Annotated in this window: 14 protein-coding genes; 12 read left to right on the top strand and 2 right to left on the bottom strand. The window is 70.4% G+C overall.

Features of this window, described 5'->3' with window-relative positions; all coding sequences use genetic code 11:
• The 8 genes from K2X24_RS20710 to K2X24_RS20745 all read left to right on the top strand — a co-directional run.
• Positions 1-355, top strand: a 355-nt coding sequence (locus K2X24_RS20710) for a hypothetical protein (protein ID WP_292500656.1), incomplete at its 5' end; no start/stop codon positions are given.
• Positions 352-1,602, top strand: coding sequence for an NAD(P)/FAD-dependent oxidoreductase (locus tag K2X24_RS20715; RefSeq protein WP_292500657.1), 1,251 nt, complete (start codon positions 352-354; stop codon positions 1,600-1,602). The genes K2X24_RS20710 and K2X24_RS20715, both read left to right, overlap by 4 nt.
• An 89-nt stretch (positions 1,603-1,691) precedes the next feature.
• Positions 1,692-2,093 (top strand): sulfur oxidation c-type cytochrome SoxX, encoded by a 402-nt coding sequence (soxX, locus tag K2X24_RS20720; RefSeq protein WP_292500680.1) that lies wholly within the window; start codon positions 1,692-1,694, stop codon positions 2,091-2,093.
• Positions 2,090-2,566, top strand: a complete 477-nt coding sequence (locus K2X24_RS20725; protein ID WP_292500660.1) for a SoxY-related AACIE arm protein — start codon at positions 2,090-2,092, stop codon at positions 2,564-2,566. The genes soxX and K2X24_RS20725 overlap by 4 nt, the downstream gene beginning before the upstream one ends.
• A gap of 6 nt (positions 2,567-2,572) precedes the next feature.
• Positions 2,573-2,893 carry a thiosulfate oxidation carrier complex protein SoxZ gene (gene soxZ / locus K2X24_RS20730; RefSeq protein ID WP_238277710.1) on the top strand — a complete coding sequence of 107 codons (321 nt, stop codon included), beginning with the start codon at positions 2,573-2,575 and terminating at the stop codon, positions 2,891-2,893.
• Positions 2,890-3,678: a sulfur oxidation c-type cytochrome SoxA gene (gene soxA / locus K2X24_RS20735; RefSeq protein WP_292500663.1), complete on the top strand. Its 789-nt coding sequence runs from the start codon at positions 2,890-2,892 to the stop codon at positions 3,676-3,678. Before soxZ ends, soxA begins: the two co-directional genes overlap by 4 nt.
• 136 nt (positions 3,679-3,814) lie before the next feature.
• Positions 3,815-5,071 (top strand): D-amino acid dehydrogenase, encoded by a 1,257-nt coding sequence (locus K2X24_RS20740; protein WP_292500664.1) that lies wholly within the window; start codon positions 3,815-3,817, stop codon positions 5,069-5,071.
• Positions 5,072-5,658: 587 nt separating this feature from the next.
• On the top strand, positions 5,659-8,964 hold the full coding sequence (locus K2X24_RS20745) for a glycosyltransferase (protein WP_292500666.1): 3,306 nt from the start codon (positions 5,659-5,661) through the stop codon (positions 8,962-8,964).
• Between the two features lie 70 nt (positions 8,965-9,034).
• On the opposite strand, the gene K2X24_RS20750 is transcribed toward K2X24_RS20745, so the two are convergent.
• Complete coding sequence (locus K2X24_RS20750) at positions 9,035-9,934, bottom strand: LysR family transcriptional regulator (RefSeq protein ID WP_292500669.1); 900 nt, start codon at positions 9,932-9,934, stop codon at positions 9,035-9,037.
• A gap of 176 nt (positions 9,935-10,110) precedes the next feature.
• Between K2X24_RS20750 and K2X24_RS20755 the strand changes: the two genes are divergently transcribed.
• Positions 10,111-10,926 carry a glucose 1-dehydrogenase gene (locus tag K2X24_RS20755; RefSeq protein WP_292500670.1) on the top strand — a complete coding sequence of 272 codons (816 nt, stop codon included), beginning with the start codon at positions 10,111-10,113 and terminating at the stop codon, positions 10,924-10,926.
• An 11-nt stretch (positions 10,927-10,937) separates the two neighbouring features.
• On the opposite strand, the gene K2X24_RS20760 is transcribed toward K2X24_RS20755, so the two are convergent.
• Entirely contained in the window at positions 10,938-11,831 is an 894-nt protein-coding gene (locus K2X24_RS20760; protein ID WP_292500673.1) for a LysR family transcriptional regulator, read from the bottom strand.
• Positions 11,832-12,037: 206 nt separating this feature from the next.
• Here K2X24_RS20760 and paoA point away from each other — a divergent pair, with 206 nt between their 5' ends.
• The 3 genes from paoA to K2X24_RS20775 form a co-directional block, all read left to right on the top strand.
• On the top strand, positions 12,038-12,646 hold the full coding sequence (gene paoA, locus K2X24_RS20765; protein ID WP_292500675.1) for an aldehyde dehydrogenase iron-sulfur subunit PaoA: 609 nt from the start codon (positions 12,038-12,040) through the stop codon (positions 12,644-12,646).
• Positions 12,643-13,593, top strand: coding sequence for a xanthine dehydrogenase family protein subunit M (locus K2X24_RS20770; RefSeq protein WP_292500677.1), 951 nt, complete (start codon positions 12,643-12,645; stop codon positions 13,591-13,593). The genes paoA and K2X24_RS20770 overlap by 4 nt, the downstream gene beginning before the upstream one ends.
• 4 nt (positions 13,594-13,597) lie before the next feature.
• The coding region (locus K2X24_RS20775) for a molybdopterin cofactor-binding domain-containing protein (protein ID WP_292500678.1) at positions 13,598-14,282 on the top strand (685 nt) is incomplete at its 3' end.

A 14,282-nucleotide genomic window follows, 5' to 3' on the forward strand; every position in this document is an offset into this window, starting at 1 on the left:
GAGTCCGCTCGCGCCCTACGCCTACAGACGGATGTCGTTCTCGGGCCGATCCTCCGGGATGCGTATCATCCGTCTTGGACTGATTGCGGCCTGCCTGCTGGCCGGACCGACTGGACTGGTGGAGGCCGCCGAGCTTCGTGCCCCGCCGGGCGCCACGTCCTGTTCCGGCTGCCACGCCGAGGGGGCCGCCATGGGGGCGATCGACGGTCGCCCGGAGACCGAGATCGTGGAGGCCCTGGCTGCCTACCGGTCGGGGGAGCGGCCCGCGAGCGTGATGAGCCGCATCGCCAAGGGATTTTCGGACGAGGAGAGCCGGGCCATAGCGGATTATCTCGCACGGCAGGGCCGGCCATGACGACGACGCGCCGCGCGCTTCTCGCCACCGGGGCGGCTCTCGCCCTCGCGCGGCCCGCCCTGGCGCAGGCCGCCGCCAAGGTCGTGGTGATCGGCGGCGGCTTCGGGGGCGCCACGGCCGCGCGCGCGCTCCACCGGGGCGGCCTCGACGTGACGCTGGTCGAGGTGAACCCGACCTACGTCTCCTGCCCGTTCAGCAACGAGGTCATCGCCGGCCTGCAGCCCATGGCGGCCCAGTGCTTCGGCTACGAGGGTATCGCCCGCGCCGGCATTCGGGTGGTGCACGCCGCCGCCACCGGGATCGACGGGCCCGCCCGCCGGGTCATGCTCGCGGATGGCGGCACGCTCGCCTACGACCGTCTCGTGCTCTCGCCCGGGATCGACCTGCGCTTCGACGCCGTTCCGGGCTACGACGCAGCCGCCGCCGAGCGCATGCCCCATGCCTGGAAGGCGGGCGAGCAGACGCTGTTGCTGGCCCGGCAACTCGCGGCAATGCCGGAGGGCGGCACCGTGGTGCTGTCGGTGCCGGGCAACCCCTATCGCTGCCCGCCCGGCCCCTACGAGCGGGCGAGCCTGATCGCCCACGTGCTCAAGACCACCAAGCCCCGCGCCAAGCTGATCCTGCTGGATGCCAAGGACAGCTTCTCGAAGCAGCGCCTGTTCCAGTCGGCCTGGAAAACGCTCTACCCGACCCAGCTCGAATACGTGCCCCTGGCCGAGGGCGGTCAGGTTAGCGCCGTCGATCCGGACGCCATGATCGTCCGCACTGACTTCTCGGAGTACAAGGCGGATGTCGCCTGCATCATCCCGCCCCAGCGCGCGGGCCGGATCGCGGCGATCGCCGGGGTGGCCGACCGCAGCGGCTGGTGTCCGATCGACCCCGTCACCTTCGAATCCCGGCTGGTGCCCGGCATCCACGTCATCGGGGACGCGGCCATCGCCGGGGCGATGCCGAAATCCGCCTTCTCGGCCAATGCCCAGGCCAAGGTCTGCGCCGATGCGGTGATCGACCTCCTGGCCGGGCGCGCGCCCGAGGCCCCGAAGCTGATCAACACCTGCTACAGCCTGGTGGCGCCCGGCTACGGCATCTCGATCGCCGGCGTCTATCACCCGGTCGGCGGCGTCCTCGCGGATGTCGAGGGCGCCGGCGGGATCAGCCCGGTCGACGCGCCGATGAGCCTGCGCGAGCAGGAGGCGCTCCATGCCGCCGACTGGTACCGCACCATCACCCGCCAGGTGTTCGGGTGAGGCGGAGGCTTTACTGGCTCTGGATCGGCTGCGCGGTCCTGGCCGCGCGGGTGGAGGCCGGGGAGGAGGCCGAGCCGGGCGCGGAGCGCCTGCGGCCCGTCGCCATCGTCGATGGGGCGATTCCCGCGAGCCTGACCGGCGTGCCGGGCGATCCCGCGCGGGGCCGGGCCCTGGTCGTCGACCGCACGAAGGGGCTCTGCCTGCTCTGCCATGCCGGGCCGTTCCCCGAGGAGCGCTTCACCGGCAATCTCGGCCCCGCCCTCGACGGAATCGGCGACCGGCTCGCGCCCGGCGCGCTGCGCCTGCGCCTCGTCGACGGCCGGGTCTTGAACCCGGACACCATCATGCCCTCCTATTACAGCCTCGCGGGCACCACGCGGGTGGGCGCGGCCTGGCGTGACCGGCCGGTGCTGGAGCCCCAGGAGATCGAGGACATCGTCGCCTTCCTCGCGACGCTACGCGACACCCCATCGGAGAGGCCGGCGCCGTGAGCCCGCATACATCCCATCGTCCGAGCCGCCGCGGACTCCTCGCTCTCGGGCCGGGAATCGCCGCCACGATCGCCCTGCGCCCGGTGGCGGCCGGGGCCGCGATCCGCACGGAGAGCACGGCCGAGGCCATCCGGCGTTTCGCCGGTACGGCCGAGATCCAGCCGGGGCGCATCCGCCTCGACCTGCCGCCCCTGGTCGAGAACGGCAACGCGGTCACGATCACCGTGACGGTGGACAGCCCGATGACCCCGGAGGACCACGTCCGCCGCATCGCGGTGTTCAACGACAAGAACCCGCAGCCCAATGTGATCACGGTGTCGCTGGGGCCGGCGAGCGGCCGCGCCGCGATCACGACCCGCATCCGGCTGGCCGACACGCAGCGCATCACCGCCATCGCCGAGACCAGCGACGGGCGCTACTGGTCGACCACGGCCGACGCCATCGTCACCCTCGCCGCCTGCCTGGAGGGCTGAGCCGACATGGCCCGCACCCTGATCAACGTCCCGAAATCCGCCGGGGCCGGCGAGATCGTCACGATCAAGACCCTGATCTCGCACCCGATGGAGACCGGCTTCCGGCCCGGCGCCGACGGGCGCATCCGCCCGCGCGACATCATCACGGAGTTCACCTGCCTCTACGACGGCGAGACGGTGTTCCGCGCCGAGCTGTTTCCGGCGACCGCCGCCAACCCCTACCTGACCTTCACCCTGCGGGCGACGCGGACGGGCCCGCTCACCTTCACCTGGCGCGGCGACAACGGTTTCACGCAGACCGAGACCGCCACCCTGACGGTGACGTGAGGCGATCCGCGCTTCTCGTGCTCGCGGCCCTGACGGTCGCGGATTGGTCGGCGGGGCCGGCGCGGGCGGGTGAGATCCCGCCGGCCGAGCGGCGCTCGGGCTTCGACACCATGAGCCCGGACATCCAGGCCATGCAGCGCGACGGGATGGCCAATCCCGCCCTGCTCTGGCTCGAGGACGGCGCCGATCTCTGGGCGAAGGCGCCAGCCCCGGACCGGCCCGCCTGCGCCGGCTGCCACGGCGAGGCCGGCCTCGCGATGCGGGGCGTAGCCACCCGCTACCCGGCCTGGGACGCCGCGAGCGCGGCCCCGATCGACCTCCAGGGCCGGGTCAACGCCTGCCGGAGGCGTCACCAGGGCGCGGAGCCCTACCCCTACGAGAGCCGCGAACTCCTCGGGCTCACCGCCTATGTCGCCGCCCAGTCCGCGGGCCTGCCGATCACGGTGCCGGACGATTCCCGCCTCGGCGCCGCCCGGGCGGCCGGCCGGGCACTGTTCACGCAGCGCATGGGGCAACTCGGCCTCTCCTGCGCCGCCTGCCACGACGATCATCCCGGGCGCCGCCTCGGCGCCGCCGCGATCCCGCAGGGCCACCCCACCGGCTACCCGCTCTATCGCCTGGAATGGCAGGGCGTGGGCTCGGTGCAGCGGCGCCTGCGCAACTGCATGACGGGAATGCGGGCCGAGCCGTTCGGGTACGGCGCACCGGAATTCGTCGCCCTGGAGCGCTACCTGATGGACCGTGCGGCGCCCTTGGCCATCGAGACGCCGGCCGTCCGGCCCTGAAGCCCGGCGCGGGCTTGCGCGGGACGCGGCCCGGCCATGCGGCCCGGTTTGTGCAGTGCGGCAGAGCTTGGCGCCCGACCCTGCTACAAGCGTCGGGATTCGTGCTCCCCCGGCGCACCGACGGAAGGATTCTCGCATGCACGTGCTGGTTCTCGGCAGCGGCGTCGTCGGCGTCACCACGGCCTACTACCTCGCCAGGGGCGGCCATCAGGTCACCGTGCTCGACCGCCAGCCGGCCGCCGGGATGGAGACGAGCTTTGCCAATGCGGGCCAGGTCTCGCCCGGCTACTCGGCCCCCTGGGCGGCGCCCGGAATCCCCATCAAGGCGATGAAGTGGCTGCTGATGCGCCATCGCCCCCTGGTGCTGCTGCCGCAATTCGAGCCGCGGTTCTACGGCTGGCTCGCCCACATGCTCGCCAACTGCACGCACGAGGCCTACCGGCGGAACAAGGGCCGCATGGTCCGCCTCGCCGAGTACAGCCGCGACGTCCTGGGCGCCCTGCGCGCCGAGACCGGAATCGCCTACGATCACCGCGAGAAGGGCACCCTGCAGCTCTTCCGCACGCGCAAACAGCTCGACCAGGTCGGCACCGACACCGCGATCCTCGACGCCTACGGGGTCTCCTACGCGGTGCTCGACCCCGCCGGCTGCATCGCCGCCGAGCCGGCCCTTGCCCGGGTCCGCGACCGCATCGCCGGCGGCCTGCGCCTGCCCGGCGACGAGACCGGCGACGCCCACATGTTCACGCAGAGCCTCGCGGGGCTGTGCGAAGGCCTCGGCGTCACGTTCCGTTACGGCGTCTCGGTGGCGAGCCTGCGCCACGAGCACGGGCGCGTCGCCGGGGTCGTCACGGCGGGCGGGGAGGTCGTCGGCGCGGATGCCTACGTCGCCGCGCTGGGCAGCTACACGCCGGCCCTGCTGCGGCCGCTCGGCCTGCGGCTGCCGGTCTATCCGGTGAAGGGCTACTCGCTGACGCTGCCGATCGACGATCCCGCGGCTGCCCCGGTCTCGACGGTGATGGACGAGACCTTCAAGGTCGGCATCACCCGCCTCGGAGACCGCATCCGGGCCGGAGGCACCGCCGAGCTCGCCGGCTTCAGCCAGGTGCTGCGCGGACCGCGCCGCGCGGCGCTCGAACGCTCCGTCGGGGATCTCTTCCCCGGGGGCGGCGATCTCGGGAAGGCCCGCTTCTGGACGGGTTTGCGCCCGATGACGCCGGACGGCACGCCCATCGTCGGAGCGACCCCCTATCCGAATCTCTATACCAACACCGGCCACGGCACCCTCGGCTGGACCATGGCCTGCGGCTCGGGACGGATGCTCGCGGATCTCATCTCCGGGCATCCGCCCGCCATCGCCCCGGCGGATTTCGCGATGGCACGCTATGCGTGACTTGCATCATCCGGGGACGAGGCCGGTGTGTCGCCGAGCCTCCCGAGGTGGAATCGGACTGGCGCGAACCCGGGGCGGGTCCCTGGCGGTCGACACGCGAAACGATGCGTTCCGTGCCGGCGCACGGCGTCGAGGGGCAAGCGAAGAAGGCTCGCGGAAGTGGTCATGTCACTGTCTTCCAACCCGCAGTAGGATCAAGCTTGGCATCGGAAATTTGCCACGATTGAATGCTTGGTTCTTGCATCTGCGTGAGAAAAATTTGCCCACGACGTCATCAATGGGACCGGCGCAGAAGATAAGAGATCGACCATCATCGTCTCTTAGAGGATTTTAATCAAAAAATCCTGATGTTCATAGAGCTTATACTCAATGGTTCCTCGTTTCATGTCGTCTTTTTCGGTAGTTTAAAAATACTACTCACGCGACTGGATTTGATGCTCGAAAAACGTTATGCGGCCTCGACGTTCACGGTCAGGGATGATCTGGCGAACCGAGCTCGGCACTATAAAACCTGAAGTGAGGATGATGTGCGTCTCTTGAAGCTGCCGGCTCTCGACGGAAGATTCTTCTCGAAAGCTTGGAAGAATTTGCGCCGGAAGCCGAGTGCTGCCGTCACGGTGCGAGGCGGCAACGTTGCGATCAACTGGATCACGCTCCACGAGGGCGGCGTTCTCCTCGCGCTGGCGACCGGTACGCACCGGGAAGAGGTTCAGGTTCAGGTCCGTCTCGCCGGAGGGGAGGCGCAGGATCTGGCCGTCGAGCCCGCGAACCGGATCAACGGGTTGGAGCTCGTCTACGCGCCGCTGCCCGAGAGCCTCGCCCGGCATCCCGGCACCTGCACCGTCAGCGTCAAGGTTCACGGACAGACCTACACGGAGCGTTTCGAGGCGGGAACCGATCAGTATTCCGGCTGCTTCGACGGCGTCTGGGACTATCGTCTCGAAGGATGGCTCTCACCGCTCTTCCCGACCGCGAACCCGAGCGTCCGGCTGATCGTCGACGGCGAGGCGGGTGAACCCGTCGCCCTCGACCGCTATCGCAGCGAGTTCCAGTTCATGGTGTCCGGACAGGCGGGCTGGAACGGTTTCTCGCTGCCACTGCCGCCGCACGCGCTCGATGGCAAGCCGCATCGCCTCGGCATCCAGGCGGGCAAGACGACGCTCGAATTCGGCACCTGGAGCAGCCAGCCGCGCTACAACATCGACACCCTGGCGCCGGACAATTTCCGGGGCTGGTACTTCGACCCCACGACAGCCGATGCGCCGACGACGCTGCGCATCGTCCGGGGCGGCGCGACGCTGTCGGAGCTCAAGACGCATGCCCGGGCCGACGTCAAAGCGGCGTTCGGGCGGGACGTGGCCGGGTTCGTCTTCTCCCAGCAGGATATTCAGCCCGGCAGCGAACTCTTCGCCGGTCCGGAGGGGGGAGGGCTTCTCCTCGGGCGTTTCAGCAACGACCTGCTCGTTCATGTCCAGGCCCAGCGGCGCGAAGCGCGGGCGCGGCTCCTGGAATTCGAGTCGCCCGCGACGAGCGTGATGGCGCGCCGCAGTATCCGCACGCGCCTCGTCGAGGTCGAGCGCGCCCGTGGCCATGGACCCATCACCTTTCAGCCGGTGATCGCCACCGAAACGCTGACGGCCACGGCGGACATGACCGCACGTCCGGTTCCGGCGCCCGTGGCGCGGTCGCGGCAAGCGCCTCCGCCGGTCTGCGCCATCGTGCCGGTCTACAAGGGCCTGTCCGACCTCAAACTCTGCCTGGCGTCCCTGATCCCGGAACTGAGTGCCGGGACGGCGCGGGCGATCGTCATCAACGACGCGTCGCCCGACCCGGAGATCGGTCGCTACCTCGGGAGCGTCGCCGCCGAGAACCATCCGGGCCTGACGATCCTCGAGAACCCGAAGAATCTCGGCTTCATCGGGACGGTCAATCGCGGCTTCTCGCTGCTCGAGCCCGATGAGGACGTCCTCCTCGTCAACGCCGACACGATCCTGCCGCCCGGGCTCGTCGCGCGGCTCGCCCGGCACTGCCATGCCCGGCCGGGCGTCGCTTCGGTGACCCCGCTGTCGAACAACGCGACGATCCTGAGTTTCCCGAACGTCGTCGTGCCGAGCCTGCCCGCCCTCGGCCTCGACGTCGCGGAGATCGACCGGGCCTTCGCCGGACACGGCGCCGAGCCCGTGGAGATCCCGACGGGGGTCGGGTTCTGCATGCATCTCAATCGCCAAGCCCTCGACGAGGTGGGCGCGTTCTCGCCCGATTGGGGCAAGGGCTACTGCGAGGAGGTCGATTGGTGCCTCTCCGCACGCGACCTCGGCTGGATCCACCTCGCGGCGCCGGACACCTTCGTGATCCACGAGGGCTCTGTCTCGTTCGGCGTAGCCGAGCGGGTGACGATCCTGGCGACCAATCACGCCCGCCTGGAGGCGCTCTACCCGGAATACCTCGCCGAGGTGCGCGCCTTCGTCCGCGCGGACCCCCTGGAAGCCGTGCGTACGGATGTCCTGCTCAGCCTCCTCAAGGGGCGTTTCAGCGCGCTGACCCTGCACCTGATGCACGGGCTCGGCGGCGGCACGAAGCGCTACGTGGACGACATCCAGGGCCTTCGCCGGTCGGAGGACCACGAGAGCGCCGTGCTCTCCCCCGTGGAGGATCGCGGCGACGATCCGCGCCTGCTGCTGAGCTTCGACCGGGCCGACGTCACCCTGACCCTGAGACCCGAAAGCGTCGAACGGACCCTCGCGGCCATCGAGGCGGCCGGCGTCGCGGTCCAGATCCACGTGAACTCACGCCTGACCTTCCGAAGCGCGTTCCTGGAGACGCTCCTTTCCGGCAAGCGCCCCTTCACGGTGATGCTGCACGACTTCCAGTGGTACTGTCCGCGCGTCCACCTCACCGACGAGCGCAACAGCTATTGCGGTGAGCCGACGCCAGCCGTCTGCCAGCTCTGCGTCTCGGGCGGCGTCGAGCACAACTTCGCCGATCACGACGCGCTGATCGAGAACGACCTCGAATCCTGGCTCGGCTTCAACACCCGGATCCTCCAGCGCGCCACCAAGATCCTGGCGCCGTCCGAGGACACGGCGCGCCGTTATCGCGCGCGCCTGAACCTGCCCGACATCGTTGTCGCACCCCACCCGGAGCCGCGGCTGCACGGCACGACGGCGGTGGTCTCACGGAAGGGGGGTCCCAAGGGCAGCCCCAAGGGTGGCCTCAGAATCGCGGTCGTGGGAGCGATCGGGCGGGTCAAGGGCTTCGACGTCCTCGTCCGGCTCGTGGAGCGGGCGGCGCGCGACCGCATGCCATTCTACCTGACCGTCGTCGGCTTCACGGCCGACGACGAGCGCCTCAAGCGCTACAAGAACGCCGCCGTGACCGGCTCCTACAAGCATTCGGAACTGAAGGCGAAGCTGGACGAGATCGACCCGGACTTCGTGTTCCTGTCGAGCATCTGGCCGGAGACCTACTCCTACGTCCTGTCCGAGGTCTGGGAGGCCGGCTATCCGGTCGTCGCCTTCGACATCGGGGCGCCCGCCGACCGGATCAAGACCGTGGGCGGCGGTGTGGTGATCCCCTTCACCCGCGACAGCCGTCTCATCCTCGACGCGCTGATGGCGGCCCGGGATCGGGTCGCGGCCCTCCCGCCGATGCGTCCGGTGCCGACTATCGTGCCCTCGCTGGAGGCCTATTACGGGCAGCCCGGCGCGATGGCGGCCGCGAACGACGTGGTCCCGAACGGAGTCATACCGGCCGTCGCCGCCCCGTCGGCGCATCCCGCCGACGATGATGACCTGGAGGCGGGCGGTCTCACGGTGGTGCATGACGTCTCGCGCGACCGGAACGACCCGCCGGTCCGCGACCGGGCGGCCGTTGCCGCCGAGATGATCCCCTGAGGAACCGGCCCGGACCCGCGGCCCGGGTCCGCCCGCCCGCGGGGCCGGCGTGCAAAGCGGGGAGCGGCGATCAGCGCGCGGGCGGCCAGCGCAGCGCGTCCACCAGCACCCCGAGGGCCGGCGGGACCTGGCGATGGCTCGCGAAATAGAGGTGATAGCCGGAGAACGGCTCGCACCACGCGTCGAGGACGCGGATCAGGGTTCCCTGGTCCAGGTGCGTCCGCACCAGGGTCTCGGGCAGGTAGGCGAGGCCGAAGCCGTCGAGGGCCGCCGCCAGGATCAGCGCCGTGGTGTTGAAGGTGAGCCGGCCCTCGACCCAGACCCGCAGCTCCTGCCCGTCCCTGTCGAACTCCCAGGCATACAGGCCGCCCCGGGTCGGCAGGCGAAGGTTGATGCAGCGATGGCCGGTGAGGTCCTGCGGCGCCTCCGGCTTCGGGTGGGCGTGCAGATAGGCGGGTGAGCCCACCACCGCCATCCGCATGTCGGGGCCGATGCGGACGGCCGTCATGTCCTTGGCCACCATGCCGCCGAAGCGCACGCCTGCATCGATGCGCTGCGCGATGATGTCGGTCAGGCCGGAATCGACCACGATCTCCACCGCGATGTCCGGATAGTCCGGCAGCAGGCGGCGCAGGGCGGGCCACAGCACCGCGTGGGCCGCGTGCTCGGTGGCGGTGATGCGGACGGTCCCGGCCGGGCGGTCACGCAGGCCGGCCAGGGACGCGAGCCCGGCCTCGATCTCGTCGAAGCGCGGCCCCACGGCCCCGAGGAGGCGCGCGCCGGCCTCCGTCGGCGCGACGCTGCGAGTGGTGCGCGCCAGCAGGCGCACCCCGAGGCGCGCCTCGAGGGCACGCACGGTCTGGCTGAGGGCGGGCTGCGAGACCCCGAGCTGCGCGGCTGCCCGGGTGAAGCTGCCCGCACGCGCGACGGCGATGAAGGCGGCAAGATCGTTCAGGCTCTCGCGCAGCATTCATAAGCCTCGTTCATATCCTCATGTCCCGTGGCCCACCTAATCCGCCCCTCGCGCGAGCGCCAGGTTCGGCGGGGCTTCCGCCATGACCCGTGCTCGACCCGTGCCCGGGTGTCAGGACGGAAGAAGGCCCCCGATGCCCCAGGGCTCGGCCACGATCGGATCAGGAGATGCAGATGTCCCAGGACTCCAAGGGCGAGCCCGACGTCACGGGTAAGGTCGACCTTGCCGGCCAGTTCGACTTCACCGGAAAGGTCGCCTTCGTCACCGGCGCCGCGAGCGGCATCGGCCGCGCCACCGCCCTGGCTTTCGGCCGGGCCGGGGCGCGCGTCGCGGTCGCCGACCTGTCGGAGGCGGGTGCCCGCGAGACCGTGCGCCGGATCGAGGAGGCCGGTGGCCGCGCCCTCGGCCTGACCTGCGATGTCGCCGTCGAAGACTCCGTGCGGGCCGCCCTCGACCGTACGGCCGAGACCTTCGGCCGCCTCGATGCCGCCTTCAACAATGCGGGCGTCGAGCAGCCGATCACGGCGGCGGCCGACATCCCGGCGGAGGCGTTCGACCGCCTCGTCGCCGTCAACCTGCGCGGCGTGTTCCTCAGCATGAAGTCCCAGATCCCGCTCATGCTGCGGAGCGGGGGCGGCGCCATCGTGAACAATGCCTCGGGCGCCGGGGTGAAGGGCTTCGCGGGCCAAGCCGCCTACGCGGCCACCAAGCACGGCGTGGTCGGCATGACCCGGAGCACGGCCCTCGACTATGCCGCGGCGGGAATCCGCGTCAATGCGGTCTGTCCCGGCATCATCGACACGCCGATGATGCGGCGCTTCACCGGGGGCACCGAGGCGGGGGTGGCCCGCGTCGTCGCCCAGGAGCCGGTCGGGCGGATGGGCACGCCCGAGGAGATCGCCGCCGCCGTCCTGTTTCTGTGCTCGGAGGCGGCCGCCTTCATCGTCGGGCATGCCATGGTGGTGGATGGGGGGCAGACGGTGGCCTGAAGGCCGCGGCTTCAGCCCCGGTGGCGCAGGGCCTCCATCAGCACCGTGAAGGCCGGTGTCGGCTGGCGCCGGCTCGGATAGTAGAGATGGTAGCCCGGGAAGGGGGCGCACCATTCCGCGAGCACCCGCACCAGACGTCCCTGCGCGACCTCGGTCCGGACCTCCTCCTCGGGGAGGTAGGCCAGCCCGAAATCCGCCAGCGCCGCGCTCAGGATCAGGCGCAGGCTCGTGAAGCCGAGCTGGCCCTCGACGCGGACGGCGACCGTCTCGCCCGCCCGCTCGAATTCCCACGGGAAGACGTCGCCCCGCGAGGGCCGCCCGAGATTGATGCAGCGATGCCGGGTCAGGTCTTCCGGACGGGCAGGTGGGGGCGAGGCCGCGAAGTAGGCGGGCGTGCCGACGACGGCCATGCGCATGGGCGGCGCGATGCGCATGGCCACCATGTCCCGCTCGACGTGCTCGCCGATGCGCACGCCGGCATCGAAGCGCTCGGCCACGATGTTCGTGCGCGCCTGCGAGGTCTCGATCTCGACGGTGATCTCCGGGTAGGCCGGCAGCAGGTCCCGCAGGACCGGCCAGAGGACGGTCTCGGCCGCGTGCTCCGGGGCGGTGATGCGGATCCGTCCGGCGGGCCGGTGCCGCATTTCCGTGAGCGCCGTCAGCTCCACCCCGATCTGCTCGAACTGGGGCGCGACGATGCGCAGGAGCCGCTCGCCGGCCTCGGTCGGCGAGACGCTGCGCGTGGAGCGGTTGAGCAGGTGCAGCCCGAGGCGCGCCTCAAGGCCGGTCATCGCATGGCTCAGGGCCGATTGCGTCACGCCCAGGCGCTTGGCCGCGCGGGTGAAGCTTCCCTCCTGCGCCACGGTGGCGAAGGCGAGCAGGTCCGTCAGGGTCTCCCGCGCCATTCATAACCTCAATTCATAAGCCTCAGTGAATGTGAGGCCCTATTCCGTGGTTCTCCGGACCCTAATTTTAGAATCAAGCAAAACTTGATTGCGCGCTGCGCGTTTCCGTCCGGTCGCGGTGCCGGCCGGCGCTGACGCAACCGCCACACGGTTCGGAGGACGACATGGACGGTCGCAACGGGCTCGAATTGAACAGGAGAGGCGTCATGGTGAGTGTGGGAGCCAGCGCGGTCGCCGCGGCCCTTCCGGGCGCGGTGGGGGCTGCACCCGCGGCCAACGACGCGCCGGTGCTGGCCAAGGTCGCCTTCACGGTGAACGGCGAGAAGCGGGACCTCGAACTCGACACCCGCACCAGCCTGCTGGACGCCGCGCGCGAGCACATGCACCTGACGGGCTCGAAGAAGGGCTGCGATCACGGCCAATGTGGCGCCTGCACGATGATCGTCGACGGCCGGCGCATCAACGCCTGCCTGACGCTCGCGGTCATGCACCAGGGCGCGCAGATCACCACCATCGAGGGCCTGGGCCAGCCCGAGAACCTGCACCCGATGCAGGCCGCCTTCATCAAGCATGACGGCTACCAGTGCGGCTACTGCACGCCCGGCCAGATCTGCTCGGGCGTCGCGGTGCTGGACGAGATCAAGGCCGGCATTCCCAGCCACGTCACGGCCGATCTCAACGCGCCGATGCAGGTCACGGATGCCGAGATCCGCGAGCGCATGAGCGGCAACATCTGCCGCTGCGGCGCCTATTCCAACATAGTCGAGGCGATGACCGACGTCGCAGACCAGAACAAAGCCCGGAGGCCCGCATGAAGTCCTTCACCTACGAGCGCCCGACTTCGCCCGCGCAAGCCGCCGCCGCCGTTTCCGCCAACCCGAACGCCAAGTTCATCGCCGGGGGCACCAATCTCCTCGACCTGATGAAGCTGCAGATCGAGACGCCCACCCACCTCGTGGACGTCAACGGCCTCGGGCTGGACGGGATCGAGGCCACGCCCGAGGGCGGCCTGCGCGTCGGCGCCCTCGTGCGCAACACGGATCTGGCCGCCGATGCCCGGGTCCGGAAGGACTACGCCGTGCTCAGCCGGGCCCTGCTGGCGGGTGCGTCCGGCCAGCTGCGCAACAAGGCGACCACCGCCGGCAATCTGCTGCAGCGCACACGCTGCCCGTATTTTTACGACACGGCGCAGGCCTGCAACAAGCGCCAGCCCGGGTCGGGCTGTTCGGCGCTGGACGGCGTCTCGCGCCAGCTCGCCGTGATCGGCGCGAGCGAGGCCTGCATCGCGACCCATCCGGGCGACATGGCGGTGGCCATGCGGGTGCTCGACGCCACCGTCGAGACCGTCGACGGCCGGGGCACGGAACGCAAGATCCCGATTTCCGAGTTCCATCGCCTGCCGGGCGAGCGGCCGGAGGTCGACACCACCCTGAAGCCGGGCGAGCTCATCACGGCGGTGACGTTGCCCAAGCCCCTCGGCGGCGCCCACATCTACCGCAAGGTCCGCGACCGGGCCTCCTACGCCTACGCGCTGGTCTCGGTGGCCGCGGTGGTGCAGCCGGACGGCAGCGGCCGGGCGGCCTTTGGCGGCGTGGCGCACAAGCCCTGGCGGGTGGAAGCCGCCGAGGGCGAGATGGCCCGGGGCGCCAAGGCGGTGACCGCGCAGGTCTTCGCCGGCGCCAAACCCACCCACGACAATGCCTACAAGCTGAAGCTCGCCGAGCGCACGCTCGGCGCGGCGCTCACCGAAGCGAGGGCTTAGAGATATGAAGTTCGATCAGCCCGCGGGACAGAACCCGATCGACCAGATGAAGGTGGTGGGCAAGGCCACCGACCGCATCGACGGCAAGTTCAAGACCACCGGCACGGCGCCCTATGCCTACGAGCGCCACGACGTGGCGGCGAACCAGGCCTACGGCTACGTTCTCGGGGCCGGCATCGCCAAGGGCCGGATCCGCGCCATCGACACCGGCGCCGCCAAGCGGTCTCCGGGCGTCGTCGCCATCGTCACCACCCTCGACATGCCCAAGCTGGGCCTCGGCAAGATGAACGCCGCGAACCTGTTCGGTGGTGCCGAGATCCAGCACTACCATCAGGCCATCGCCGTGGTGGTGGCCGAGACCTTCGAGCAGGCCCGGGCTGCCGCCTTCCTGATCAAGGTCGACTACGCCCGCGCGGCCGGCAAATTCGACCTCGCGGCCGAGGCCGGTGGCGCCAAGCCGGTTCCCGGCGACAGCGGCGAGGGCAGCGGCGGCGGTAGCGAGGACCGGCGCGGCGACTTCGAGGGCGCGTTCGCGGCCGCCCCCGTCAAGTTCGACGAAACCTACACGACGCCGGACGAGAGCCACGCGATGATGGAGCCGCACGCGACCATCGCGGCCTGGGAGGGCGACAAGCTCACCCTGTGGACCTCAAACCAGATGATCGCCTGGACCAAGGGCAGCATCGCCA

This window comes from Methylobacterium sp., from assembly GCF_019750675.1.
GTDB lineage: Bacteria > Pseudomonadota > Alphaproteobacteria > Rhizobiales > Beijerinckiaceae > Methylobacterium.

What these genes read in the sequence shown, in the direction of transcription:
- K2X24_RS20715 (WP_292500657.1), top strand. Translation starts at nt 352, where the DNA reads ATGACGACGACGCGCCGCGCGCTTCTCGCCACCGGGGCGGCTCTCGCC.
- soxZ (WP_238277710.1), top strand. Translation starts at nt 2,573, where the DNA reads ATGGCCCGCACCCTGATCAACGTCCCGAAATCCGCCGGGGCCGGCGAG.
- K2X24_RS20740 (WP_292500664.1), top strand. Translation starts at nt 3,815, where the DNA reads ATGCACGTGCTGGTTCTCGGCAGCGGCGTCGTCGGCGTCACCACGGCC.
- K2X24_RS20750 (WP_292500669.1), bottom strand. Translation starts at nt 9,934, where the DNA reads ATGCTGCGCGAGAGCCTGAACGATCTTGCCGCCTTCATCGCCGTCGCG.
- K2X24_RS20755 (WP_292500670.1), top strand. Translation starts at nt 10,111, where the DNA reads ATGTCCCAGGACTCCAAGGGCGAGCCCGACGTCACGGGTAAGGTCGAC.
- K2X24_RS20760 (WP_292500673.1), bottom strand. Translation starts at nt 11,831, where the DNA reads ATGGCGCGGGAGACCCTGACGGACCTGCTCGCCTTCGCCACCGTGGCG.
- paoA (WP_292500675.1), top strand. Translation starts at nt 12,038, where the DNA reads ATGGTGAGTGTGGGAGCCAGCGCGGTCGCCGCGGCCCTTCCGGGCGCG.
- K2X24_RS20770 (WP_292500677.1), top strand. Translation starts at nt 12,643, where the DNA reads ATGAAGTCCTTCACCTACGAGCGCCCGACTTCGCCCGCGCAAGCCGCC.